Source organism: Borrelia venezuelensis, assembly GCF_023035835.1.
Classification (GTDB): Bacteria; Spirochaetota; Spirochaetia; order Borreliales; family Borreliaceae; genus Borrelia; species Borrelia turicatae.
The window spans coordinates 713,660-739,750 of the sequence record NZ_CP073220.1 but is presented as its reverse complement, the minus strand read 5'-3'; the positions used below and the strand labels follow the sequence as shown (position 1 = coordinate 739,750).

Genomic DNA, 26,091 nt, shown 5'->3' with positions numbered 1-26,091 from the left:
TCCTACAAAATATACAATACAAAAAAAGGAAATATTAATCAATATCTCCCCCGGTCAAATAGAATTTATTGAATATAACACTAGAAGCAGGTCCAACAACAGATACTTCAGTATCTAGAGAACTAAGCTTTAATATTATGCTCTCTTTATTCAACCTTTTTATTTCTTTTTTTAACAAATCAAAAAAACTCTTAAGTTTAAAACTTTGTCCATAAAGCACTAAATAATTAAAATCAAGAACCCTTTGAATATTAATAATAACTATTGCCAAGTATTTTACCGTATCTTCCATTATTCTATGTATAAACTCATATTTATCATGAAGAGCAAAAATGTCATATATCGTAACTTTTTTAAGCCTACTCTCATACTTGTCATAAAGCTCAGGAATCTCTCCATTCATAAACTCTTTTGAAATCAAACGCTGAAGTGCAAAATTAGATATCAACATATTAACACACCCCTTATTTCCACATGTAGGACAATTTTTCTCTCCTCCATAATCAATTACCATATGACTAACCATACCAGATTTATTATTAAATCCAGCATAAACATTACCACCAGACCAAATAGAAAGCTCAGCGGTATCTGTATAATCGAAAAACATGATGTTATCTACATTCTTACCCATAAACTCAGCAAGAGAAAGATTTTTAACATAACTCTCAAGATACACTGTAAGTGAAAAATACTCTTCTAATATAGCCTTAACAGGAACATCTTTCTCAATCCATGCACTATGACTATCATTAACAATTCCAGATTCCTTATCCTTAATTATACCAGTAATACTAAATCCCAACCCAATAAATTTATCCCTTGAAAAATTATGTTTCCAGATAATCTCAATCATATGATCTTTAATTTTTTCCAAGATCTCATAAGCGCTAACTGGTGGTTCAAAAGAATAAGTCTCACTTATTAAAACCTCACATTTAAGGTTTGCAATTCCTATTTGAAAATAATTACTTGAAATAATTACTCCCATCGAATATGCAAAATCTTTATTGATATCAAGAAGTATTTCTTTTCGTCCATGCTTTTTAATGCCTGATTCCTTTGAACCAACTTCAACTAAAATATTCTCCTTGATCATATGATTAGTAAGAATCGTCACAGCCGCATTTGTCAATGATAATTTACGTGCCAAATCTGTCCTTGAGTATTGCATATTCTTTAAACTAAGGAGTATCTTTTTTCTATTACCACCTCTAATTGAAACCATGTTCTCACCCTGCATAACACAACCTCCTTTATTTTTAAAATAAAAAAATATTAATAATAAGACATAATATCAAAAAATCACCCTAATATTCTAGTAGCACTTACAAGACAAAAAAATCTTTTTTAATAACAAAAAATATATTATATTTATTAATAATTGAAATAATCCAACAAAATATTAAAATACAAATTTTAAAGCTCATAACCAAAAGACATAACTGCTAAAACTTTAAAAGAATAGAGAAAATAAAATATCAAACAAACATGTACCTTATAATTTAAAGAAATAAACTTATGCATAAATTGATTTATAAATATTAATTAAAAAAAATGATCACTCACATTTTTCTTTAAAGTATGAAAACTCCATGGTAAAAACCCCTCTACCTTTAGTAGCACTTCTTAAAATAGACGTATACCCAAAAAGTTTTTCAAAAGCCGCTTCGGCTTTGATTATCTCATAGTTCTCAATATTACTAATAGAATGAATCATTCCACCAATAAAATTCAATGTAGAAATAACCTCTCCAGTATACTCAATAGGAGTTCTAATTTCTAACAGCATTACTGGCTCAAGCTTAATAGGATTTGCCCTTTTAAAAAATTCATTAAAAGCAAGACCCGCTATTGATTCAATGACAGATTCATTAACCTTGGACTTATCATAATCCAATGAAGTAATCTTAATTCCCGCATCAATAATCGGATATCCAATAATGCCACTTGAAAAGGAAGAAGTTATACCCCTTAATATCGCAGCCTTAAACAAAGGCTCAACATCGCACTCAAATTCTATTTTATTTCCTTCACCTCTCACCAAAGGACTAACAATCATCCCAATTTTTAAATTCAGTTCCTTACCTGCAAACATATTAACAAACTCAAATACATCATTAACTGTCGAACTTAAACTCTCCCTATAGCTTACTTGAGGTTTACCTGTATAAACATTAAGCTTAAAATCATCTCTAATTCTCATAATAATAATCTCAAGATGCAATTCACCCATTCCAGACACCAATAATTGTCCCGTTTCTTTACTTTCTTTATAACTAAAAGTAGGGTCTTCTTTAACAATAATTTCAAGAACTTCTTTAAGCCTAACATCATCGGATGCTTTCTCTGGCTCAATAGATATTAAGACAACTGGCTCTGGAAATACTAAAGGCTCAAGCACAACCTCATTATTTTCCTCAACAAGAGTATCTCCCGTTATAGAATATTTAAGTCCAATAACTGCCCCAATATCTCCTGCTTTGACTTCATCAATTTGCTCATTTTTATTTGAAAAAACCCGAAAAATCCTTGTAAATTTTTCACGTTTATTTTTAGCAATATTAACAATCCTTTTAGACGAATTCAGTACTCCTGAATATACCCTAATAAAATAAAGATGCGCTGCAATTGTACTAAAATATTGAACCTTAAACACAAGTGCAGATAACTTTTTTTCATTTTTAGGATCAATGGATACACTCCTATCCGTTTTTAAAGAATAAGCACTGATTTTTTTTTCAAAAGGGCTTGGGAGATAATCCACAACTGCATCTATTAAAGGCTCTATACCAATATTTTTAAGACTAGTTCCCATCAAAACAGGAATAATAAAACCACTAATAGTACATCTTCTAATCTCTTCAATTATGATAGAATCATCAATAACAGAATTTTCAAGAAAAAGTTTAGTAATTTTATCACTAAAATTACTAATAGAATCTATTAAATTTTCCCTAAAAATTTTAACATTTTCAATAAATTCTTCACGAACTACACTCTCAAGCACAATAGGTTTGCCATCCCTAAGTTCAAAATGCAATTCTTTATTGCGAATAATATCTATGACTCCTTCAAAGTTATTCTCACTCCCAATTGGAATTTGTAAAACTATCGGAACTATACCAAATTTATTTTTTATGTCTTCAACTACTTTAAAAAAATTCGCTCCTACACGATCCATCTTGTTAACGTAAGCAAGTCTTGGAATACTATACTTTGATGCCTGTTTCCAAACCGTTTCGGTTTGTGCCTGAATTCCATCGACAGCACTAAAAACAACAATCCCTCCATCAAGAACACGAAGAGATCTTTCAACCTCAGCTGTAAAATCCACATGCCCAGGAGTATCAATAATATTTATCTGATGATTCTTCCAATAGCAAGTAATAGCAGCAGAGCTAATTGTAATACCCCTATCTTGTTCTTGTGACATCCAATCAGTAATAGTATTGCCAGAATCAACATCTCCTATCTTATGAGTTCTACCAGTATAATATATAATTCTTTCTGTAGTAGTAGTTTTGCCAGCATCAATATGTGCCATAATCCCAATATTTCTAATTTCCATAACGCCCTCAAACACCATAAAAGCTATAGATCCTACTATAGCTTTCTTCAATTAAATCACAATTATATTTAATTAAGACATATAAAATAAATATTAAAAAGTATTTTTATATCATATCACAAGATCAATGTTTTTCACTACAACACCCTTTCTTATGACATGGACACTCACAATCACTTAACAAAGATCTGTACATCCATAAATACTTTTCAAAAGAAACAATAATATCATCTAAAATATTAGCCGTCCCATAATCAGATGTGCTATCAACAAAACACCTTGTCTTAGACATATTTTTAAGAATGTCATTAAGATTACAAACAATACTGCTAATTGAAGGTTCAAGACTTGAAGTAACATCTAAACTAATTTCATTAATAAATGATTTTTTAATGAATTCAGAACATCTAAACTCAGAATCATATCCAAGCGCTCTAGCTCGCTCAGCTAGAATATCGATAACCTCTGCAACATAATCATAAAGTTTTTCGGTTTTTTTATGAATTACAAAAAAATTAACATCTTTTATGTTCCAATGAATACCTCTCAAATTAGCATAAAAAACATGAAGTCCTGCTAACAATTCTTGAAGTTTTAAATTTATTTTATCTAAATCATCCGTCTTCAAATAATTTAAATGATTTGCCATATCATTCTCCTACTTAAAATAATTAAATATATGTTATAATAACATTATTTTAGTATAAGTAGGCTTATTATGCAAAAGAAATTTATTTCTATTATTTTAATTTTTACAAGTCAATTTATACTCTTAGGTATAAATGAAGACTTAGAATTTCTTTATTCATCAATTCACCAATTAAGAAATGATCTACACTTAGAAAAGCTAGAAATAGATAAAACTCTTGAGATAGTGGCAAAAGAATATGCAATAAATCTTAATGAAAATAAAGTATTAACTCATACACTCTTTGGCACAACTCCCATGCAAAGAGTCAAAAAATATGATAAATACTTTTGTAGGATAAGAGAAATTTTAGCAGCAGGGATGGATGTCCAAGATGTAACTGGCGCCTGGCTTAAAAGCAAAAAACACAAAGAAGCTCTTTTAAATAAAGACACAAGTAAAATGGGAGGATATGTACTACAAACAAAAGATAAAAAAAACATATTTGTAGTTCTTCTCGGAGAAAAATTCTGAACAAATTGACATAAATCAAATTTATTTTATATAATGTTTTTCAGTATCAAAAGGGTTCATAGCTCAGATGGTCAGAGCGCCTGCCTTACAAGCAGGATGTCGGGGGTTCGAATCCCTCTGAACCCAAAATTATTTTATTCAAGAGGACTTAAAGCATGCTGTTTGCTATAAAGTTACTAAAAAAACACTACATAAGATATAATTTATTAGCTTCTCAAAACACTTTTTGTGTATGTCTTTAATATATTTAACACTTGAATATTCTAAGTGGAAAAATCAAGTTGATATTATTTTTATCTAAATCTTTACTTAATTTTTCCAAGCACAAGCTAGCATCATTTTCATCCTGGAAAAACAAAATAAAAGCCCCACCCCTACCAGCACCACTCAATTTGCCAGAAAGAGCCTTAAATTGTCTACCTTTTTCTATTACATAATCAAGTGTACATGAAGATAAACCCAAAGAATTTAAATAATTATTCGCAACATTCATATTATTCGCCAATAAAAGAATATCGCGTTTATTAAAAGCAATATAAGAATTCTTAACAATACAACCAAGTTTTTCAATAATTTCAAATTGACTATTATCAAGAGAAATTCTGTAATTCAAATCTGATACGATTTTATTTGTTGTACATTCCCTTCTGACTGCTCCAATCAAAAAATAAAAATTACAAAATGCTATTCTTCGATAACTGAAAGACCCATTTTTTCTCTCTAAATAAAAAGTTCCATCTAACTCAACAAGCAAAACATCCATCCCAGAAGATCTTCCATGAAAAATATTTTCAATTTCCCTTGCCAACAAAATTTTATCGTAAGTACGATATTCATCATGACTTACAATATATTCAGCAAAACATAAACTAAGACTTGCAGAGGAACCAAATCCCAATCCAACTGGAATCTGGGAAAATATTAAAAATTCAACGGGTCGAACTTTATTAAACCTCTTATTAATAAAATGTATTACTTCGTCTATTTTTAAAGAAGGAACTCCCAAATATTTCCAAGAATCAGAAAATATATAAACCAAGTACATATAAAGGGGTATCGTAGTACCAATCACTGGAAAACCATATACAGCACCATGTTCTCCTAAAAATAGTATTTTAGAAGGCTTTTTTATTACAAACATTTACTGAAATTTAACACCATCTAAATCTAGATCTATTGGTTCAATATTAAATTGTTCAAAAACTTCAAAATTTGGCTCATAGACTAAAAAAGTTTCATTTCCAGCACCCAAAGCCTTAATTAAAGTACATTCATTTTCAAGATAAGCAAGATTTAAAGGCAAATTAGCAGAAATGCCTATCTTTTCCCCAATGTCTAATCCTATATTTTTTGCCAATTTCAAACTAGACAATAAACAATCAGACGAATTGCTAATATTAAGAATAATTTTTTTCATCACAATATTAACATCTTTTATAAAACTCATTAAAGAATCCTTATATTCATAATATCTAATAATCGAGCTAGTAGTCTTAACTGGACTAGGACCTCGCATTAAATAAAAATTATTAAAACATATATTCTCTAAACGATCATACGTAGGAAGATCCCCGCCCTTAAACTTAACAACTCCACCAAAAAGACTAGTAGCAATATCATATCCACTACCCATACCTCCTTGAGCATACCTATAAGCTTCTAGACAATACATAAAAATTTTATCTTTAACAAAACAATTATCATTATTCAAAATCAAAAAAATTCCACATACAATCCCAACAGCAACAACAGCACTCGAACCAAATCCTTTTTTTACACCACTATTTAAAAAAAAATTACTTGTATCAATATAAACATCAAAGGAAAAATCTTCTAAATTAACAAAATATTTCTGTTTTAAATACCTAAACATCCTAAAAACAAAATCATCATTATTTTCTATTAAAGTAAAATCATCAATTTTGGTTTTTTTAGCAAAAAAACGCCAAGTATCACTTCGTTTAAAAGAAAAATAAGCCCTTTCTTTTATTGCAACTGCAAGTCCAAAACCATCTTCTTCCAAAATAAAATATTCACCCATTAAAAGTAAATTACCAGGCACTGAAAAACTAATTATATCCATTCTAAACCACTTCCAATTTTTGAAACAACAAAATTAACATCTCTAAAATTGCTAGTAAGTTTAGTCAAAATTAATTCCAAATCTTTTTTTAAACACAACACCTTAACCTGCGGCCCAGCATCCATCGTTTCAAAAACAAGAACACCTTTACTTCTAAGATCGGCAATATACTTGATTAACTCTATAGTATTACTTTTAAAATAAATAATGGAAGATGATAACATTAAAGCAAACATACACTGATAACTCTTTACAATTTTAAGACCAAATCCATTAAAATCTCCTTTTAAAAAAAAATATAAAGCTTCTTTAAAGATATTCCGACTTGACTCAATCCAAGCATCCCAATAAAATTTATCTTGCTTGCAAATCTCCATGGCAACCCTTGAAGAAATCTCTTTTTTTCTGCCATCAACTATAGCAAATATTATGCACAAATCACTAAAACAATTAAAACTATCCAGCTGAAATGAACTCTTTGCACCTTCCTTTAATAAGGTAAATCCACCATAAATAGCTCTTGATGCTGATGCTGAACCTATTCTTGCAAGCTGTGAAGCTTTTTGATGTGAATATTGATTAAAATATCTTAAAATACAAGCAGCAATAGATGCAAAACCAGAGCTTGAACTTGCAAGTCCTGCTGATGTTGGAAAATTATTTTCACTAATTACCCTAAACCTAACATTTGGCTTATTTAAGATTTTTCTTGCATGGTTAAAAAAATTTATTTCTCTATCACTCAATACAACAGCCCTTGAATTTAAAATTATTTCATCCTTAAATGACAATTCAAGTTCACTAATTGAATAAAATTTATCAACACTTACAGCAATGCTTGAAGTAGCTGGAATATTTAAAAATTTATCTCTCTTCCCCCAATACTTAATTAATGCCAGACTAGGATTTACCTTACATCTAATCTTCACACTACGCTCTCAAATCTCCTAAAATTTTAAGAGCAAAATCAAGGGAATAAATTCCACTCTCACTCATTTTAAATAATATTTTTCCTCTTTCATCACTAGAAATATTATAATCTCTTTCAAGAAGATATAAAATTTTATTAACATGCAGCTTCATATGTCCTCTCTGAATTCCATCAAAAGCAAGTGATCTTAAAGCCGCAAAATTACTTGCCAAGCCAACACAAGAGAGAACACCCATAAACTCTTTTTTGCAATCAATCCCCATAATCTTAAAGCTCAATATAGCCGCTTCATGAGAACCAGCCGACCCCCCTTTAATACCAACCTGTAAAGGCAATTCAATCTCTCCAATCAAATTTTCATCAGAAATATAAAATTTACTAAGAGGTAAATATATACCACTTCTTGAAGCAAATTTATGTATGCATGCCTCAAGAGCCCTTGTATCATTAAGTGTAGCAACACATAAACCTGTTATGCCATTCATAATACCTTTGTTATTAGTAACAGCACGTTCCTCTTCAAAAAATCCTATCTTAGAAATAAGTGAAATATTTTGAGCCAAAACCAAAGATTCTTCACTATCTTTAAGCAAATCATTAACATTTAATTTAAAATTAGCTTTTATAGCAAAATCATTCGAATCATTACTTAAAATTTTTAAAACACACTCATACCCAAACTCTAAAGTAATATGATGAGCCACTCTCTCAGCTACTGAATTTAGCAAATTTGAACCCATAGCATCACAAACATCTACATAGATATTTAATTTTTGAATACCAATTTCCTTAATAAACTTAGTTGAAAGTTTTCTAAATCCGCCACCTCTACGCTCCATATTATGCAAAAGAGGCTTAGACCAAAGATCAATCTTTTTAAAAAGACCAAGACACATATCACTTAAGTCTTTATCTGTCTTTATATAAACTTGAGCAATGCCTAACACCTCACCCACAGAATAACTTAAATTAGCATGCTCAAGAATCTTAGATGAAAAATTTAATGCGGCAATAACTGAAGGTTCTTCCGTAGCAATAGGTACAGTATAATACTTGCCATTTACCTTTAAATTCTTCACAATACCAATGGGTAAGGATAAATAACCAACATAATTCTCTATCATGTGACAAAGAAAATCTTCATCAGCAGAATCATAAAAAAAATCACAAAGATTCAATTTCAAAAGACTCTTTATCTCTCGTTTTTTCTCTAAAATACTTTTACTTCTAAAATTCTCACTAAGTCTCATAAAAATCTTTAAAGCTCTTAACATTAAACGGCAACGGATGACTTAAAAAATATTTATTTAACCTAAACTGTGCCAAATCCTTACTATTACTTAAAAGCATAGACATCTTTAAAACATATTCATAACCTTTTAAAAGGTTATATAAAGCATTCTCACCCCCCGCATAAAAAGCCCTGAGAATGGCTGCTGCGATGCCTACCAACTTAGCCCCAAGCGCAATACCTTTGGCAATATCCATTCCAGTCTCATATCCTCCCGATGCAAAAACTTTATCTTTAAAAAAATCTTTAATACTAAGTAATGTCAAAACCGACGATATGCCCCAGTTAGCAAAACAAGACGCAATATCCAAATTTTCCTCTTTAATTCCTTCAACCAAAACCCAGTTAGTTCCACCACTACCAGCAAGATCAACATAAGAAACCCCAAGATCTAGCAAGCTGATAACAGAATCGGGAGAAATTCCAAAGCCCGTTTCTTTAACAATAACTGGAATATTTGATACAGAGCAAAGCCTCGCAATTGAGTCTTTAATTCCTCTAAAACTTCTCTCGCCTCTTAAATTCATTAATTCTTGACCTGAATTCAAATGTACAATTATGGCATCAACCTCAAGTCTCTTATTCATTTCAATTATTTCAAAAATCCCAAATTCTCTTAACTGAGTAGCACCAATATTTGAAAATAAAGGAATATTATGAGCATACTTCCTTAAGTAAAAATCTTTAATATATTCAGGATATTTAAATATAAGCTTAAAGGATCCCAGACTCATTGGAATTCTTAAATCATTTGCAATCTTAACAAGAGACTTATTCAGCTTATTACCCTCTTTGACGCCTCCTGTCATTGATGAGATAAAAATGGGCATGGCAATATCATAGCCAAATATACTCTCTCTCGTATCTATCTCACAAAAATCAAGCTCACTAAGTGCATCATGCTTTAAATTAACAAAATTTAAAAGATTATCACTTTTACTAACATCCTCTTTATTTAAACAAATTTCAATTTGTCGTTTTTTATTATTTAATATATTAGGCTCGATACCCATAAACCCGGTATCCATCCTCTCTAATTTCCTTTAAATAAAACCCTTGAGATTCACCTGGAACAATCCTATTTTCAAAAAAATCTCTATACTCATCAAAATTTGCATCATGTCGTACTGAAAGCATTTTATCAATATCCCAGGTCTTAACAACACAATGAGCATTCTCTTCAACTGTAAGCTCATAAATAACCATAATATTACCAGACCCATAAGAACAAAAAAGTATCTTCTCACCACTAATATCCTTTTTTGCAAATACTCGCTTCAAATAAGACATTAAAGATAAAAATATTGATCCTGTATATAAATTTCCCACTTCCTTAGAAGCTTCAACAGAATCATAAAAGTCTATTGATTCTAAATAAGCATTTTGCTCAGATTCATCTTCACTATAATATTTTTTTAAAACATAATGCATTGAGTCTATAGGCATTTGTGCAAAAGGTACATGTAAAATAAACCTATATTTAGAAAATAAATCCTTAATACTCATATTTTTTTTATATGCAAAATTTGCTAAAGCCTCTTCATTTGCCTTATTATAGCAGTCAATAGAATAACGCCCTTTTACCTTAGCCTCAAGACTTCCAAATGGTCTAAAAAAATCATCAACATCATCAGTATAAACCCCAAACTCAGACAAATTAATAGATACAACTTTTGGATTTTGCTCAATAAGAACTGCTGTTGCTCCAGCCCCTTGAGTAATCTCTGCTGTAGTAAGATTACTATAATGTGCGATATCACTAGAAAATACTATTCCATATTCAAATTTCTCTGAATGACTTAAAATACTTGCAGCACTGTGCAAAGAAAGTGCAGAACCTGCACATGCATGTTGGGCCTGAAAAGTTAAGAAATTATTTGATAAATTAATACCAGCTAACTTCAAAGCTCCATAGACATAAGATGAAATTGACTTTGAATAATCTACACCCGTCTCAGTTCCACCTAAAAATACTCTCATTTTATCTAACTCAAGATTATTATTATCAAAAATTAGCTTAACAGCAGAGCTAGCCATTGTAACACTGTCTTCATTAGGACTTGTAAATCTAAATGCTTTCTGAAGGGTTGCATCAATTGCTCTATTAAATTTCTTAAAAAATTTTTCATCAGAATTATATAAAGAATTGTCTAAAAGAACATGTAAGTTTAAACAATTTAAAGGCAAAAAAACTCTAATATCACTAATACCTACTTTCATCAATTTCCCCCGATTAAAAAAATAATTACCAAGTAATATACTATAGATCATAAAAACATCAAAGTTCAATATGCTATGATGAAAGGAGAAGCAAATTATGCAAATAGCAGTACTTCTATCTGGTGGAGTAGACAGCTCTGTGGCTCTTTATATAATGATACAAAAAGGATATAAAAATATAAAGTGTTATTATCTAAAAATTTGGCTTGAAGACGAACTTTCCTATATAGGAGAGTGCCCTTGGAAAGAAGATATTAATTATGTAGAGGCTGTGTGTAAAAAATTTAATGTACCATATGAAATCATCAGCTTACAAGATGAGTATTACAAGAGAGTAGTAACTTATGCTATCGAAGAATTAAAAATTGGTAATACCCCAAGTCCAGATATATTTTGTAATCAAAGAATAAAATTTGGGGCATTCTTTGACAAGATAAACGAACATTATGATTTAATTGTCACAGGACACTACGCCAAAATAGAAAACAAAAATGATCACTACATACTTAAACAAGCCAAAGATAAAATAAAAGATCAAAGCTATTTTCTGTCTCATCTCTCTAGAAAACAAATATCAAAACTGCATTTTCCATTAGGAGACCTATTAAAAACTGAAATAAGACAAATAGCACAAAAAATAGATTTGCCCAATAAAAACAGAAAAGACAGTCAAGGAATCTGTTTTCTTGGCAAAATCAAATATGATGAATTTATAAAATATCATTTAGGAGAACTTAAAGGTAATATCATCGAACAAGAAACAGGCAAAATACTTGGAACACATAATGGATATTGGTTTTTTACAATTGGACAAAGAAAAGGTATCAAACTCAGTCATGGCCCATGGTTTGTCACAGAAAAGAATATTCAAAATAACATCATTTATATCTCAAACAGTATAAATTACCTGAAACAAGGAAAGCAACAATTTTTAGTTCACAAAACAAACTGGATAAACAAGCCATTAAACAATGGTGACTTAAGTGCCAAAATAAGACATGGAGAAAAAAAAATAAAATGCAAAATAGAAATGTTAAAAAATGATATTATAAAAGTTGATCTAGAGGAAAAAGATTACGGAATTTCACCGGGACAATTTTGCATATTTTATCAAGAAGATGAATGCTTAGGCGGAGCTAAAATCCTTAAAACACTAACATAATATTATATATTTTTAAAATCATTACTTATAGGGATATTTAAATATCCCTATAAATTACTTATCAATCTTAAAGTAATCTACTGATTCCTTTAAATGTTTAACACTATCTAACATTCTCTCAGACATTGCTGAAAGTTCCTCACTACTTGATGCTGTTGTTTGAACCAATTGACTAACTTGTTCTATTGCATTCTTAAATTGTCCAATTTGATTACTTTGGTTATAACTTTCACGAGTAATATTCTTAACAAGTCCAGCCGTTTTTTCCATTCCAGGAACAATCTGCTCAAAATTATTACCTGCTTTACTTGCCACAGTCAAACTTTTATGTGCAATATCAATAATTTCTCTAGCAGACTCCTTGCTTTGATCAGCAAGCTTTCTAACCTCAGCAGCAACAACTTCGAATCCCTTACCCTTATCCCCTACTCTAGCAGCTTCAATAGAAGCATTTAGAGCAAGTAAATTAGTTTGCCTTGTTATCTCATCAATAACACCTATTTTATCTGTAATAACCTCCATCGCCTCAATGGCTTTAGTAACAGATTCATGTCCCTCCTTGGTTTTCTCATTAGTGTTAACAGCAATACTCTCAGTAGTAGAAGCATTATCGGTATTCTCAGTAACACCTTGGGATATTTGCTCAATGTTTGCTGTCATTTCTTCTAATGTAGACGCTTGTTCAACTGCTCCAGAACTTAAATTTTGACTCGCATTTGCTATCTGAATTGCATTCTCATAAAGATAATCAAGGTTTTCAATAACCCCTCTGGCAACAGATGAAAAATTAGACCTTAAAAGCTCCAAATCTTCATATAACCCATGAAGTTCTAACGTTTTCCATTCTAAAGAATAACTTGAAACAGTAAAATCCCCAGATGCAAGTCTTCCAGAATAACTTAAAATTCCATTTAAAACAGCACTGAGTTTACCTACAAGATAAATAGTAACTAATCCAAGAATAACTAAAGTCACTACAAAACTTATTCCCAAAATCAAAGTAGTAAGTCTAGTCATATAATAAAAATCATTAGTATTAACTCTTAGATATACTATAAACGAAAAATTAGACAAATGGCATTTTACTTTCTGAGCAAACCCAACAAATTCTTGCCCATGAAGGTCAACATAACGCCTCAAGCTAATTTCTTGATTTTTTTGAATTAAATCCTCAGAAGTACTCTTAACTACACTACTATAGTAAGGATTAACATTAACTAAGTTATCACCAGGCAACCAAGTATGGTGAATAAGAAATGACCCCGTTTGGTCAAATACCATAGTACGACCGCTGCCCAATGCTCCAAAACTAATACCTTTAAATGAATTATAAAGATAATCGATAGCATAAAAGATCATAAAATAACCAAAAACATCACTGGTATTATGCTCTCTTAAAGGAATACCTATTAATAAATAAGGAATTTGTCCTGATTTATTCCTAATCTTAGAAACATCCCTCATCAAAACTTCTTCAACAGACCCAGAATCTGCCAAAAGCACAGAAGAATTATAAATAGAACTAGTGCCCCTTAACTTAAGAAAGTATTCTTTATCTGCAACAGAAATGCCATAATCACTATTATCTTTGACAGCAGTAGTAAATATTATTTCACCTTTTTTATTGGTTACCATCAGGTTATTACCTCTGCCCGTTTTAACCAAGATCTCAATTTGATCTAAAATAGCTTCTATTCTCTTAGGCTTACTTCTAGCAATGGATTCAAATACAGATGAAGAACCTAAATACATTGAGTTAATTTTCACTCTCTCTTCCATTGAAGAAAGATAAAGGGTTAAAGAATTTTTGACATTTCCAATAAGATTTTGCATAAGATCTAACTGCTGAGCTACTAAACTAGAATTAATCGACATCCCAAATACGAAAAACAATATAGAAATAAAGATTGCTATAAGAATACTAACAGTAAGTAATATCCTAACTTTCAGCTTCAGTTTCATACGCTAATCACCTCTTACAAAAATAAATTCTAAAAATCTGAAAAGTCCTCATCAAAATCCAAATCTTTATCGACAACATCAATGGCTTTCTTAGGATCTACCCTCTTATTAATAGACTCATAACTTACCTTTGAATCACCATGTATATCATCTTGACTATCTCCTAAAGATGAATTACTCTCCATATTCAAAGAAGTAAGATCTCCTGTCATCAAAACATCATCACCCGAATTAAGTTTATCAAAAGCATCAACCTCAAAATCTTTAACTTTGAAAAAAGATATTACTTGTTTGAGCTCTTTAGCCTTTTCAAGCATCCTATCAGCCATACTTGAAAGCTCTTCACTGCTCGATGCTGAAGCTTGAACTACTTCTCCAACCTGATCAAGAGCTTCTTTAAACTGTATAATTTGATCATTTTGCTTATAGCTTCCCTCAAAAATCTTCTTCACAAGATTGGTAGTCTTTTCTATTTCGGGTAACATATCCTTAAATATCAACCCAGCTTCCGTTGCCAATCTAGAATTCTCTTCAACTAATTCACCAATTTCAAGTGCAGACTCCTTACTAAGATCAGCAAGTTTTCTAATTTCACTTGCTACAACAGCAAACCCCTTGCCTTCATCCCCAGCTCTTGCAGCCTCAATAGCCGCATTTAAAGCAAGCAAATTGGTTTTTCTAGCTATCTCTTCAATAACACTGACTTTCTCAACAATAGACTGCATAGCCACAACAGATTCTTCAACAGCCTTACCCCCTATTTGAGCATTCTCATTAGTAATTAAGGCAATTCGTTCTGTTTCTCGGGAATGATTCACACTCATCTCAACTCCAGATGATATCTGTTCAATGTTAGCTGACATTTCTTCAAGTGTTGAAGCTTGCTGTAATGCACTAGAACTTAAATTCTGACTTGAATTAACAACTTCAACACTTGCCTTATTAACATAACTAATGTTTTTAAGAACACTTGCAATAGCATCTGCAATAGCATCTCTCATTTTAACAATTTGTAAGCCCAATGAACCAAGCTCATCATCATACTTATCATTAATAACATAATCTTTATCTAAATTTCCTTGAACTATTTCCTTTACCAAATTTCTAACCAAATTCAACCTAAAGCTAATAACTGTCTCCAACCTCACTGAAAGAATAACAACCAATATAATAATGCCTAAAATAGCACATACAATAAATTTAAAAGCCAAACTGTAAATGACCCCATAAATATCTTCATAAGGAATTCTGGCAACAAGAATTCCACTATTATCTCCAAGCTCACTACTAATAGGCAATATGGCATAATAATTATACAACTTCATCTCAGGAAAATACGCTCTCTCAATCTGATAAACTGGTATCTGGCCTGGTACAAGAGGTTGCATAGGGGGTTTGGACAATGCATTCTTTAAAACACTAACAAATTTATCACTAACTTTAGAGCTCTCATTATATTCTATTAAAGGATTAACAAGATTATTGTATGGATCTAAATAGAATAAATTTCCTCTATTATAAAAACCAAATCTAGATCTATCTAACTTATCTCTTATCACATCATCAAGTAAATAACCTACCAAATAGCCAAGAAACACTTTATCTTCTGCTGAATATACAGGAACAACTATGGCAGAAGCTTTTTTATCTTTATAGTGAGATCTAATAGCAACTTCTCCCGTTATCCCTTCAGTAAGACCAGGATACCAACCAACAAAATTTAATTCACTTTTTTTATATTCTTTTACAGAGTTTTTAAAATACTCAGTATTTGACTCAGACTGACCAAAATCTATATTATTGGCATGTCTCGTAGAAACAATTATTTTACCTTCAAAATCAAGAAATGCAAATTCTTCATAAAAAGTATCAAGCTTTAAATTGAACAATATCTCATATACCCGATTTCGATATTTTCTATTCCCTTTTACAGCATCAAGAACTATTTTAGAATTCTCTCTAAGTCTGTCTAATTCGACCTCTGAAAAAATATGCCCACCATTTTTAATAAACGAATATTCACTCATAGTCTCAAGAGCTAAATTAGAACTTGCACCATCAATTATGATATAAAATGTATCTAACAAAGCCTGCACAGCAAAAGCGGCTCGTCTTATTTGAGCTCTTGTAAGTTGTTTATAATAACGTTCTAAATAACTACTCAAAACAAACTTAAAAATTAAAGAAAAAAACAATATGGTTATCAACAAACATAAAAATAAAAAACCAATAAACCTGTGCTTAATTTTTAACATAAAACTACCTCGTAAATTAATCACTCACTTAATTAATTTAACAAACATAAGAACTAAGTAGATAACTCTCATAACTTTATATCAAAAAATATAATTCTCAAATAAACCCTAAATAATTCCACCTGTATATTAAAAGAAATAAACATAAAAATCAATCTTTTTTATAAGGTAAACCTAAAGCTTTAGGGACATAATTCCTTTTTGAAAAAAACATAAGACTCAAAATCACTACAACATAAGGTAAAATGATTAATATTTTAAGAGGAATTATTAAAGACAAAAAAGAAACTTGGGACATCATAACAACTAAAGTTCTTATAAAAGAAAACAAAAAGCTACCCATCAAAATTCCAAAAGGTTGCCAATTCCCAAAAATCACCATAACAATGGCAATAAAACCTTGGCCACCAATAATTCCTTGCATATAACTTGAAGCAATCACAGTAGAGAGAACTGCTCCAGCAATCCCCGCAAATAAGCCACTTAGAAGGACACAAAAAAACCTAATCATAAATACATTAACTCCAAGAGATTCTAACACTTCTGGTTCCTCACCACTAGCCTTAATCCTAAGTCCAATTTTAGTATATTTAAACATAACATGAAAAAGTACAACACATATTATTGCAATATAGAGTGAATATCTCTTACCAAAAATCTGAAATACAAGAGACCTTTTATCCAAAACTCCGTCAAAAAGTATGGGCAACTTAATATCTATTGGAGGAGTTGAAGCAGAACCAAAAATAAAAGTTCCAAACAACATCGCGACAGATGGTCCTAAAAAATTAATAGCCATCCCAGTTATTATCTGATCTGATTTAAGAAAAACAGTAAAAATAGCATGAAGAATTGAAAGAACAAGCCCTGAAAGCCCCCCCGCAAAAATTGCAAATAACGGACTACCATAACAATATGCAACTGTAGCACCAACAAATGCCCCAAGAGCCATTGTGCCCTCAAGACCAATATTGATTATTCCACATCTCTCACTTATAAGTCCTCCAAGACCAGCCAAAATTAAGGTCTGAGAATTTATGAGCGTTTCACTAATTAGAAATATTAGTGCGTTTGACACTTTTTATACCTCTCAAAAACATCTTATTTAAAAAATGGCTAGCAGAAATCATAATCACCACTATCCCTATCATCAAAGACACAATTGAAGATGACAAACCCATTAAACTTTGCACTCTGCTACTACCATAAAATAAAATTGAGAATAAAGTACTTGAAAATATTATTCCTATTGGGGAATTATTTCCTATCAAAGCAACAGCTATACCATTAAGACCTGTTCCTTCCATATAAGTAAGCTTAAATATTGCCTTATTAACACCCATAACCTGTATAGCACCCGCAAGTCCCGCAAACGCACCTGCAAGAAACATAGTAAACATCAAAATTTTTTTAATATCAATTCCCACACGATAAGAAGCGACAATATTACGTCCAACAGAGCTTATTTTAAACCCAAGCATCGTCTTATTCAATAAAAACCACATTAAAATAGCAATAATTATCCCAATAATTATCCCAAAATTAATAGGGGCCTTTAATAAATCATTAATAAATGGATGTTTTGCTCTATAAGCAAGTCCCTCAGATGAAAGTTTCCAAGAACCAAAAAAATCAATAAAAGCGCTTTCTCGAATAGGCTTAGATAAATCACTATTATCCTTTTTAATAGCGGGCAAATCTATGATTATATTATTTAAATGAAATAAAATCCAATTAAACATTATCCCTGAAATTACTTCATTTATGTTAAATTTAATCTTTAAATATCCAATTAAAACACCTAAAATTCCTGACGCTAAAGATGCAAAAAGGAAAATGCAAATTACATGCAATACAGGAGGGAAATCCAAAAAAATTCCAGCTATTAAAGCTGAAATTGAACCAAGCATAAATTGACTCTCAACACCAATATTAAAAAGTCCCACTCTTAAAGCGATCCCAATCGAAAGACCTGTAAAAATCAATGGCGTGGCATAGCTTACAATATACGCAAAATGTTTAGGAGAAGAAAATATAACCTCTATCATTATATAGTACATTTTCAAAGGAGAATACCCAAGAATTAATACTATTAACCCAAGAATTAAAATCCCCAAAAAAAATGTAAAAAAATTAATAAATATCGATGAATTTAAAAATACTGCAATTGCCTCTTTATATTTATATTTATCAACCTTCATTCAAACTATACCCATCATCATTTTTCCAATAACACCAACATCAAAATTATGCTCTAAAACACCAACGATTCCACCATTGTACATTACAGCTATTCTATCACAAACACTCATAAGCTCATCAAGCTCAAGAGATACAAGAAGAACTGTCATACCTTCATCCCTTTGCGCTAAAAATTTTTTATAAATATTTTCAATAGCACCCACATCAAGTCCCCTTGTAGGTTGAACTGCCAAGAGAACCTCGGGTTTCAAATTAATTTCACGTGCAACAACGACCTTTTGTTGATTACCTCCAGATAAATTTTTAACTTTGCTCAAAATATCTCTCGGTGTAATATCAAATGAAGCTGCAAGTTGTTCACTTATTTTCTTAAGAAGAATTAAATTAAAATTAACAAACTGTTTTTTAACAGTATTTAAAAACTTAACTTTTAATTTATCATTACCTATACCACTACTCTTCATTTTTAAATAATTAACATCATCAAAACTTTTAATTCCAATATTTTGCAAAATATTAAAGTCTAAAATAAGACCATGCTTTTGTCTATCAGATGGAATATGGCCTATTTTCCTATCTATTATTTGTTTAACACTAAGACCCTTGATTGATTCAAATTTGCCATCAACTTTCTTAATTATATCTCCGCTAAAGATATCTCTAACCCCAAGAATTGCTTCGACTAATTCTTCTTGACCGCTGCCTTCAACTCCAGCGATCCCAAAAATTTCACCTTCTCTAAGATTCAAACTAATATTCTTAACTTTAAAAACACCCCGTTCATCTTTAACACTTAAATCTCTAATCTCAAGAATGTTTGTGTGATCAACAATCTGCCTCTTGGAGATATCAAGAGAAGTTTCTTTGCCTATCATTAATTTAGTAAGCATTCCCTCATCAGTCTTAGTAATATCAAAAGTCCCAATTACTTTCCCAAGACGCATAATTGTACACCTTTGTGCCACAGCCTTTATTTCTTTTATTTTATGTGTAATAAGTATTACAGTATGCCCCTCTACAGCCAATATTTTTAAAACATTCATAAATTCATCAATCTCATTAGGTGTAAGTACTGCTGTAGGTTCATCAAAAATAATAATATCTGCATTTCTATAGAGAACTTTGAGTATTTCTACTTTTTGTCCCATTCCAACACTTAAATTCTCAATCGGCTTATCAGTATCTATTTTCAAACCATATCTTTCCGAAAGTTTAAGTATCCTCCTCCTTGCATGATCATAATTAATAAATCCAAATTTTGAATCTTCATATCCTAAAATAATATTTTGTACAGCCGTAAATTTTGGAATTAACATAAAATGTTGAAAAACCATCCCAATACCACTTCGAATAGATTCGCTTGAATCTTTAAGTTTTAGTTCATGTCCTCTTAAAAAAATCTGCCCGCTATCGGGCTTGTGAATTCCATAAATAGTTTTCATTAAAGTGGTTTTGCCAGCACCATTTTCACCAAGAATTGCATGTATTTCTCCCTTTTTAAATCTTATACAAATATTATCATTAGCAATAAAATCACCATATCGCTTAGTAACTTTATCTAAAATTAATATGTCTTGCATTAAAGATAACCTGAAATTCAACAAAGATAAATAACATTTTATTTATACCCTAACCAAATAGACTAAAACTAAAAACAAATATTTTCAAGAGATTTTCAGAAAAAAATCAAAAACAATGTAAAATATCAAAAATCATGCAATAAATTTAATAAAAGGCAAAAAATAATGATAAAATGAAGGCACATTATGATAATGACAAAAGGATTAAAATATGAGAGTTAAAGCCTGCATTTTCGACATGGATGGAACTTTAATAAACAGTATCATGGATATTGCATTTTCAATGAACTTGGCACTAAAAAAATTAGGATATACAGAAATTAAAATAGATGAATTTAACACTCTTGTTGGCAGAGGATATTCTAAATTAGTAGAGAACACCTTAGAGCATCTTAACGTAAACTTAAATGATACACACCTCAAAGATAATCTTTATCAAGAATTTGTAAAAGCATACAATCAAAATCTTTCTTCCCTAACAAAAGCATATGATGGTATACCAGAACTTTTAAGAAAACTAAATTCACTTAACATTCCTGTTGGAATCTTAAGCAATAAAAACCATGAAGAACTATTAATAATATCAAAAGATATATTCAAAGACATAAACTTCTTTGAAGTGAGGGGCTACTCACCAAGATTTGAGGCAAAACCAGATCCTTCAAATGCACTTGACATGATAATAGAATTAAATCTCATGCCAAAGGAAATAGCATACATCGGAGACAGCGATGTTGATATGATTACTGCTCAGAATGCAGGATTTTTACCTATAGGGGTTTCATGGGGATTTAGAACAATAAAAGAATTAAAAGAAAGCGGAGCAAAATACATTTTAAGTAGTCCATCTGAACTTTTAGACATAATCAAATGAATTCAAAAGTATATTTCCCACACCTGTATCATTATTTATTTAATCATGAAAGCATAAAGGGATTATCAGTTTTTGAAAAAGAAATTGAAATAATCAAATACTTAGAAGAAAATAAAAAAACTATTTCAACATTTATAGACGAAAATTTTAAATCTGATACTGATTTACTTATTCAATACGTTAAAGAAAAAACCGACATAATAATTACTCCTCTTGTTTTATCAAACATCGAATCTATCGATCTAAACATTGTAAAAGACCTCTTTAACAAAGAGCTTAATAAAAACAATCTAGAATTAATATTTGGTTCTATTAAAGCAAATCCTTACTTAAGAAAAGAATTCTTATACGATTTTAATGCCATAAGTAGCGGACATATAACATTTTATATAAACAAACTCTTTGAAGACAAAAATTCTTACACAACACACCTAATCAAAAAAGAAAATGATATGCTTGATTCTTCAAAAATTATAAAAAATTACATAAAAATTCTACTCTTATTAAGAGTCTTAATAATTAAGTTTTATTTAGAAAAAGAAATAAAATTAATGCCAAGAAATATTGAAAATACAGCAAAATTAGTTAGCAGAGAAATCGAATTTTTAGATGACAATACAGTTAGTCTGATAACTCAAAGTCTATTTAAGTATGAAAATCTAAGTAACATATCGCCAATTGCAACATTAATATCCATTTTTTCAAACAGAACTAGAATACCAAACATTAAAAACAATAGAATAAAGGGATTTATAGGTTATGACGAGAGCTGGTTTTCAATAAAACAATTAAGCTCAAAGGAGCATGATCCAAGAATTATTAAAGAACTTCTAGAAATAGCTAGGAAAAATAAATGGTAAAGATACTTTCAAATTTTTTTAAGGCCACTTTAATCGCATCAATAATTGCATTCTTAATAGAAGAATTATCAATAATACTTTTCTTGCCATACAAGATCCGATTTGCTCTAATATTCATCGGATTTTTATTCGATGCAATATTGATCTTGATTTTTTTATACAAAATTTCAAAAGCTTATTTTTCACAAAAACTACAAATATATATAAGAAATAATTTATTTTTTGATCTAATTCATTGCTTAATTCCTTTAATATTTTATAGCTCTCATCAAATCCAAAATATAATTAATCCTCACGAAACAATTCTAAGTCCAATCGTACTTTCACTTTTCAAACTAAGATTCTTAAGACTCCTTAGATTTAACGACTTAATGATTGAAATTTATTATAATCCAAAAGAAAAAAATCTAATCTTAGTTGCATTTGCAAGAACATTTTCAATAAGTTTACTAATTCCATTCATATTTTTTATAATATTTTCAAGTTCAGGTTTTGCAAATACAATTCCAGAAAAGCAAGAATTTAATATCATAAAAAATATCTCAATAACAACTGAAAAAAACTATATCAAAGAAAAATATCCCTTTATACTAATAATTAAAGATACAGATAAAACGATATATTCTAAATCTGACGATATATTTTTCTACTACAGTCCTAGCGAATACAAAATTATCGAAATGGAGCAAACAAAATTCTATATAGATAAGTATTTGCAAAGAAAAAATGATTCTGTAATTGGGATATTTTTATTTACACTTTTTATATCATTTGCGCTGTTTTTAACAAATTTTTATAAATTTTTTAAAGCAAGTTTTCTAAATCCAATTATACTAATGCAAAAAGTATTACAAAATCCAATTGAGTATAGAAAAATTCAAATTCCATTCCATTTCAGTGAAGAAAAAGTATATGAAATGGCAAAAACATTTAATAATGTTTTACTAAAAGACAAACTAAACGCAAAAAGAAGAAGCAAACTTCCTTTAGAAATTGAAAAAGTGAAAAGAATAATCAACAGTAATAAGGAACATGTATGATAAAAAAAATATTTCTGTTATTAATTATTAACACATCAATCCACTCAAGATTAATAACAACTTCAATTGAAAAACGATCATCAGAAGCAACAAAAAAATACTCTGCTTTTAATTTAATAATAGAAGAAGAATATTATACCAAACATCCAAAAGGCATACATGAAATGCAAATATATGAATTAACAGAAAATTTTATAAAGAGCATTTTCAGAGATAAAATTAACTATACTGCAATAACTCCAACTTATAAAGAAGCCAACAAATATTTACTACAAAGTGAAATTATTGACAAAGATTTCTCAAAATATAAAATATTTAAAATTAAAGCCATAGATTCAATTTTTAAAAGCTCAGCACTAATATATACCAAAAAGGGCTTTTATAAGCTAGAGCTACATATAGGCAACAATAACAAAAATAAATTAGAAATTTTCAATCTTAATATGTCATATTTCACAAAACACTTAAATGAAATAAGTAATGCAATGATTTTTTACAAAAAATACTAGGCTACTAAACACATAATATTTCATTTAACAAACACAGACATCACTCTTTGAAGCACCTTGGCTCTATCAAGAGGCTTCACAATAAATGTCTTTGCACCTTTAATCAAACAATCTTTCACCAACTGTTCTTTTCCTAAAGCAGAAATCATTATTACTTTAGCATTTTTATCAAATTCCATAATATTAGAAAGACAAGTTATCCCATCCATCTTGGGCATAGTAATATCAAGAGTAACAACATCAATATTAGGATAATGGTTTTTATATTTAATCACAGCTTCTTCACCATCAGCAGCAGTATCAATAATATTGAATCCTTCAGAAGTAAAAATTTGTGTAAGTTGCTTTACAGTAAAAACTGAATCATCCACAATCAAAACATTAAAAGGAACTCCGGTGTCATAATTGATCCCCTTTGGTTTATTTGAAGAATCCACAGCAATTGTAGTTTTCTGGATCATATTAAACCCTCTTCTTTCATAATAAGTATTTTCAACTTCATAATCATATCAAACCCTCTCTCTTATTGCAATATTAACTTCGATAATTTTACCATCTGGTAAAGTAAAGGGAACTATTAATGCTTCAGAACCCTTATTACTTATTTTCATATTTTCTCCATAAATAAAAGCTGGTGGGGTTATATCAAATACAAAACCCTTAGCATGCAAAGTAGTAACAAAATTGCCAGCAATAATATTACCAACTTCCGTAAGAGTTGCTGCTACCATCTCTTTAGTCTCTTCATCATCAAAATCAACATACTCCTCAAAATTCAACTTTGAAGCAACAAAAAGCGCGGTATCAATATCCATATCAATAATAATACTACCTTCAACAGAACCTGCAAGTCCCACAATTACAGACACACCTCTTATTTTTTGATTTATCGACTTCAGTCCAGGACTGCCCATCTGAATATCTTCAACAAGCAACATATCCCTTAAAACTGAAGAAGCAGCATCTAAAAATGGCTCTATATAATCTATTCTCATTAATTTCTCCTTTAAATCCTTTTATACAAATTAAAATATTTCACAGATCTATCTTTCACAAAAAGATCATTGTTCTTAAGTTCTTCATTATCTCCTAAAATTAAAAGAGCACCGCTCACAGATTTTTCTGCAATCGCATCCAGAATTAAATTCTGCCCATCATCATTCAAGAAACATAAAATATCCCTTAAAAAAATAATTCCCAAATTTTCTGGAAATTCTGATAAAATAGCATCTGAATATTCAAATAAAATATTATTCATAATTTCCGGCTTGAATTTATACACTCCCGGACTCTGCTCAAAGGAATTTTTTCTATAAATCTCGCTTAAATTAATATCAGACCCTGAGAAAATCAAATTAGAAGTGCCAATTACTTTAACTAAATTATTATCAATAGCTGTTACCTTAAAAGGATTTTTATAAGACTCATATAAAACATTCACAAAAGATATTGTCTCCTTTCCATCACCACATCCAACCTCAAAAACATTTAAAACAGTACCAACACCACTCATTTCATTAACATATGGCTTAACAATTCCATCCTGAAATTCTTTCAAATATCTGTCATCCCATAAGCGTCCTGATGATTTTGAATAAAATTCACCTAAAAAATTATCATAAGATAAATCATTAATATTTGCAATATCTAATTGCATACCGATTTCCTTTAAAAATTCATCATTTACTAAAGACGCATTGAAAGAATATTTAAAAAGATTTTCTTTAATAACCTTTAAATCATCTAAATCACTCTTAGACGATGTCGCAAGATCACTAACAGATGATTCTGACAATTCTAAAAAATTATTGCTATAAGACAATGAGTTATTCTCATTTCCAGAAGCATCTATCTCATCATAATTTCTGCTATCTTCCAATAAAATTTCTTCTTCCCTATCATAATCAAAAATTCTATCAACATCAAGAAGAATATATAACTTTTCACCATACTCAACTACTCCCTTTATGTAACGTATAAGTGCTTCTTGGGACAAAACAGGATGAGGATCTTGAATTAAAGAAGAATCAATTGAAAAAACATTATTAACCTTATCAACAATAACTCCTATTAATAAATCACCATTCCTAAGAACCATAATATCTTCAAGATTTCTCTTAAGGACTTCTAAATTAAACATTATTCTCAAATCAATAATAGAGATTATTTCTCCTCTTAAATTATCAAGACCAACTACATATTTTTTAGCATTTGGGACATATGTAAAATTACTAGATTTCCTAATCTCCTTAACTTGCATAATATCTACAAGATAATTATCATTTCCAATATTAAAAGAAACTACTTTAAAATCTAAATTGACAGGAGTAGGTCCTTTAACCTGATTACTTACATTATGGTCCCCTAAACATATCTCTTTTATTTCCAT

23 protein-coding genes and 1 tRNA gene are annotated in these 26,091 nt (G+C 30.0%); 7 read left to right on the top strand and 17 right to left on the bottom strand.

Going from position 1 to position 26,091, the window contains the following annotated elements; genetic code table 11:
* Positions 1-34: 34 nt before the first annotated feature.
* From badR to bvRMA01_RS03505, 3 genes are all read right to left on the bottom strand, one after another.
* Positions 35-1,243: a host adaptation transcriptional regulator BadR gene (gene badR / locus bvRMA01_RS03515; RefSeq protein ID WP_247032208.1), complete on the bottom strand. Its 1,209-nt coding sequence runs from the start codon at positions 1,241-1,243 to the stop codon at positions 35-37.
* A 318-nt stretch (positions 1,244-1,561) separates the two neighbouring features.
* Entirely contained in the window at positions 1,562-3,571 is a 2,010-nt protein-coding gene (gene fusA / locus bvRMA01_RS03510) for an elongation factor G (protein WP_247032419.1), read from the bottom strand.
* Positions 3,572-3,695: 124 nt separating this feature from the next.
* Positions 3,696-4,220, bottom strand: a complete 525-nt coding sequence (locus tag bvRMA01_RS03505) for a Dps family protein (protein ID WP_247032207.1) — start codon at positions 4,218-4,220, stop codon at positions 3,696-3,698.
* Positions 4,221-4,289: 69 nt separating this feature from the next.
* On the opposite strand from bvRMA01_RS03505, the gene bvRMA01_RS03500 reads away from it, so the two are divergent.
* Both bvRMA01_RS03500 and bvRMA01_RS03495 read left to right on the top strand, forming a co-directional pair.
* Positions 4,290-4,733, top strand: coding sequence for a CAP domain-containing protein (locus bvRMA01_RS03500; protein ID WP_247032206.1), 444 nt, complete (start codon positions 4,290-4,292; stop codon positions 4,731-4,733).
* 52 nt (positions 4,734-4,785) lie between these two features.
* Positions 4,786-4,859 (top strand) — tRNA-Val (locus bvRMA01_RS03495).
* A gap of 121 nt (positions 4,860-4,980) precedes the next feature.
* Here bvRMA01_RS03495 and mvk read toward each other — a convergent pair.
* The 6 genes from mvk to bvRMA01_RS03465 are packed head-to-tail and all read right to left on the bottom strand — an operon-like array spanning position 4,981 to position 11,258.
* The gene (gene mvk / locus bvRMA01_RS03490) at positions 4,981-5,874 is read right to left on the bottom strand and encodes a mevalonate kinase (protein ID WP_247032205.1); all 894 of its coding nucleotides are present in this window, start codon (positions 5,872-5,874) and stop codon (positions 4,981-4,983) included.
* Positions 5,875-6,816, bottom strand: a complete 942-nt coding sequence (locus tag bvRMA01_RS03485; RefSeq protein ID WP_247032204.1) for a phosphomevalonate kinase — start codon at positions 6,814-6,816, stop codon at positions 5,875-5,877.
* Positions 6,807-7,745 (bottom strand): diphosphomevalonate decarboxylase, encoded by a 939-nt coding sequence (mvaD, locus tag bvRMA01_RS03480; RefSeq protein WP_247032202.1) that lies wholly within the window; start codon positions 7,743-7,745, stop codon positions 6,807-6,809. The genes bvRMA01_RS03485 and mvaD overlap by 10 nt, the downstream gene beginning before the upstream one ends.
* 1 nt (position 7,746) lies before the next feature.
* On the bottom strand, positions 7,747-8,997 hold the full coding sequence (locus bvRMA01_RS03475) for a hydroxymethylglutaryl-CoA reductase, degradative (RefSeq protein WP_247032201.1): 1,251 nt from the start codon (positions 8,995-8,997) through the stop codon (positions 7,747-7,749).
* The gene (gene fni, locus bvRMA01_RS03470; protein ID WP_247032418.1) at positions 8,987-10,051 is read right to left on the bottom strand and encodes a type 2 isopentenyl-diphosphate Delta-isomerase; all 1,065 of its coding nucleotides are present in this window, start codon (positions 10,049-10,051) and stop codon (positions 8,987-8,989) included. Before fni ends, bvRMA01_RS03475 begins: the two co-directional genes overlap by 11 nt.
* Positions 10,035-11,258 carry a hydroxymethylglutaryl-CoA synthase gene (locus bvRMA01_RS03465; RefSeq protein WP_247032200.1) on the bottom strand — a complete coding sequence of 408 codons (1,224 nt, stop codon included), beginning with the start codon at positions 11,256-11,258 and terminating at the stop codon, positions 10,035-10,037. Before bvRMA01_RS03465 ends, fni begins: the two co-directional genes overlap by 17 nt.
* Before the next feature lie 97 nt (positions 11,259-11,355).
* Between bvRMA01_RS03465 and mnmA the strand changes: the two genes are divergently transcribed.
* Positions 11,356-12,420, top strand: coding sequence for a tRNA 2-thiouridine(34) synthase MnmA (gene mnmA / locus bvRMA01_RS03460; RefSeq protein ID WP_247032199.1), 1,065 nt, complete (start codon positions 11,356-11,358; stop codon positions 12,418-12,420).
* A 54-nt stretch (positions 12,421-12,474) separates the two neighbouring features.
* Here the strand turns inward: mnmA and bvRMA01_RS03455 are convergent, their stop codons facing one another.
* From bvRMA01_RS03455 to bvRMA01_RS03435, 5 genes are all read right to left on the bottom strand, one after another.
* Positions 12,475-14,376 carry a methyl-accepting chemotaxis protein gene (locus bvRMA01_RS03455; protein ID WP_247032417.1) on the bottom strand — a complete coding sequence of 634 codons (1,902 nt, stop codon included), beginning with the start codon at positions 14,374-14,376 and terminating at the stop codon, positions 12,475-12,477.
* A gap of 35 nt (positions 14,377-14,411) precedes the next feature.
* Positions 14,412-16,637 (bottom strand): methyl-accepting chemotaxis protein, encoded by a 2,226-nt coding sequence (locus bvRMA01_RS03450; protein WP_247032198.1) that lies wholly within the window; start codon positions 16,635-16,637, stop codon positions 14,412-14,414.
* 151 nt (positions 16,638-16,788) lie between these two features.
* Positions 16,789-17,715 (bottom strand): ABC transporter permease, encoded by a 927-nt coding sequence (locus bvRMA01_RS03445; protein WP_011772614.1) that lies wholly within the window; start codon positions 17,713-17,715, stop codon positions 16,789-16,791.
* Positions 17,687-18,838, bottom strand: a complete 1,152-nt coding sequence (locus tag bvRMA01_RS03440) for an ABC transporter permease (protein ID WP_247032197.1) — start codon at positions 18,836-18,838, stop codon at positions 17,687-17,689. Before bvRMA01_RS03440 ends, bvRMA01_RS03445 begins: the two co-directional genes overlap by 29 nt.
* Positions 18,839-20,419 (bottom strand): ABC transporter ATP-binding protein, encoded by a 1,581-nt coding sequence (locus bvRMA01_RS03435; protein ID WP_247032196.1) that lies wholly within the window; start codon positions 20,417-20,419, stop codon positions 18,839-18,841.
* 211 nt (positions 20,420-20,630) lie between these two features.
* Here bvRMA01_RS03435 and bvRMA01_RS03430 point away from each other — a divergent pair, with 211 nt between their 5' ends.
* From bvRMA01_RS03430 to bvRMA01_RS03415, 4 genes are read left to right on the top strand one after another with little or no spacing between them, the layout of a single operon-like run.
* Entirely contained in the window at positions 20,631-21,293 is a 663-nt protein-coding gene (locus bvRMA01_RS03430; RefSeq protein ID WP_247032194.1) for an HAD family hydrolase, read from the top strand.
* Positions 21,290-22,153 carry a hypothetical protein gene (locus bvRMA01_RS03425; RefSeq protein WP_247032193.1) on the top strand — a complete coding sequence of 288 codons (864 nt, stop codon included), beginning with the start codon at positions 21,290-21,292 and terminating at the stop codon, positions 22,151-22,153. The genes bvRMA01_RS03430 and bvRMA01_RS03425 overlap by 4 nt, the downstream gene beginning before the upstream one ends.
* Complete coding sequence (locus bvRMA01_RS03420; RefSeq protein WP_011772609.1) at positions 22,147-23,193, top strand: hypothetical protein; 1,047 nt, start codon at positions 22,147-22,149, stop codon at positions 23,191-23,193. The genes bvRMA01_RS03425 and bvRMA01_RS03420 overlap by 7 nt, the downstream gene beginning before the upstream one ends.
* On the top strand, positions 23,190-23,702 hold the full coding sequence (locus bvRMA01_RS03415; RefSeq protein ID WP_247032192.1) for a hypothetical protein: 513 nt from the start codon (positions 23,190-23,192) through the stop codon (positions 23,700-23,702). Before bvRMA01_RS03420 ends, bvRMA01_RS03415 begins: the two co-directional genes overlap by 4 nt.
* 20 nt (positions 23,703-23,722) lie before the next feature.
* Here bvRMA01_RS03415 and bvRMA01_RS03410 read toward each other — a convergent pair whose 3' ends face one another.
* Genes bvRMA01_RS03410 through bvRMA01_RS03400 form a run of 3 tightly spaced genes read right to left on the bottom strand, consistent with a single transcriptional unit; the run spans position 23,723 to position 26,091 of the window.
* Positions 23,723-24,163, bottom strand: coding sequence for a response regulator (locus bvRMA01_RS03410; RefSeq protein ID WP_011772607.1), 441 nt, complete (start codon positions 24,161-24,163; stop codon positions 23,723-23,725).
* A gap of 48 nt (positions 24,164-24,211) precedes the next feature.
* Positions 24,212-24,697: a chemotaxis protein CheX gene (locus bvRMA01_RS03405; RefSeq protein WP_011772606.1), complete on the bottom strand. Its 486-nt coding sequence runs from the start codon at positions 24,695-24,697 to the stop codon at positions 24,212-24,214.
* An 11-nt stretch (positions 24,698-24,708) separates the two neighbouring features.
* Positions 24,709-26,091, bottom strand: a complete 1,383-nt coding sequence (locus bvRMA01_RS03400; protein ID WP_247032416.1) for a CheR family methyltransferase — start codon at positions 26,089-26,091, stop codon at positions 24,709-24,711.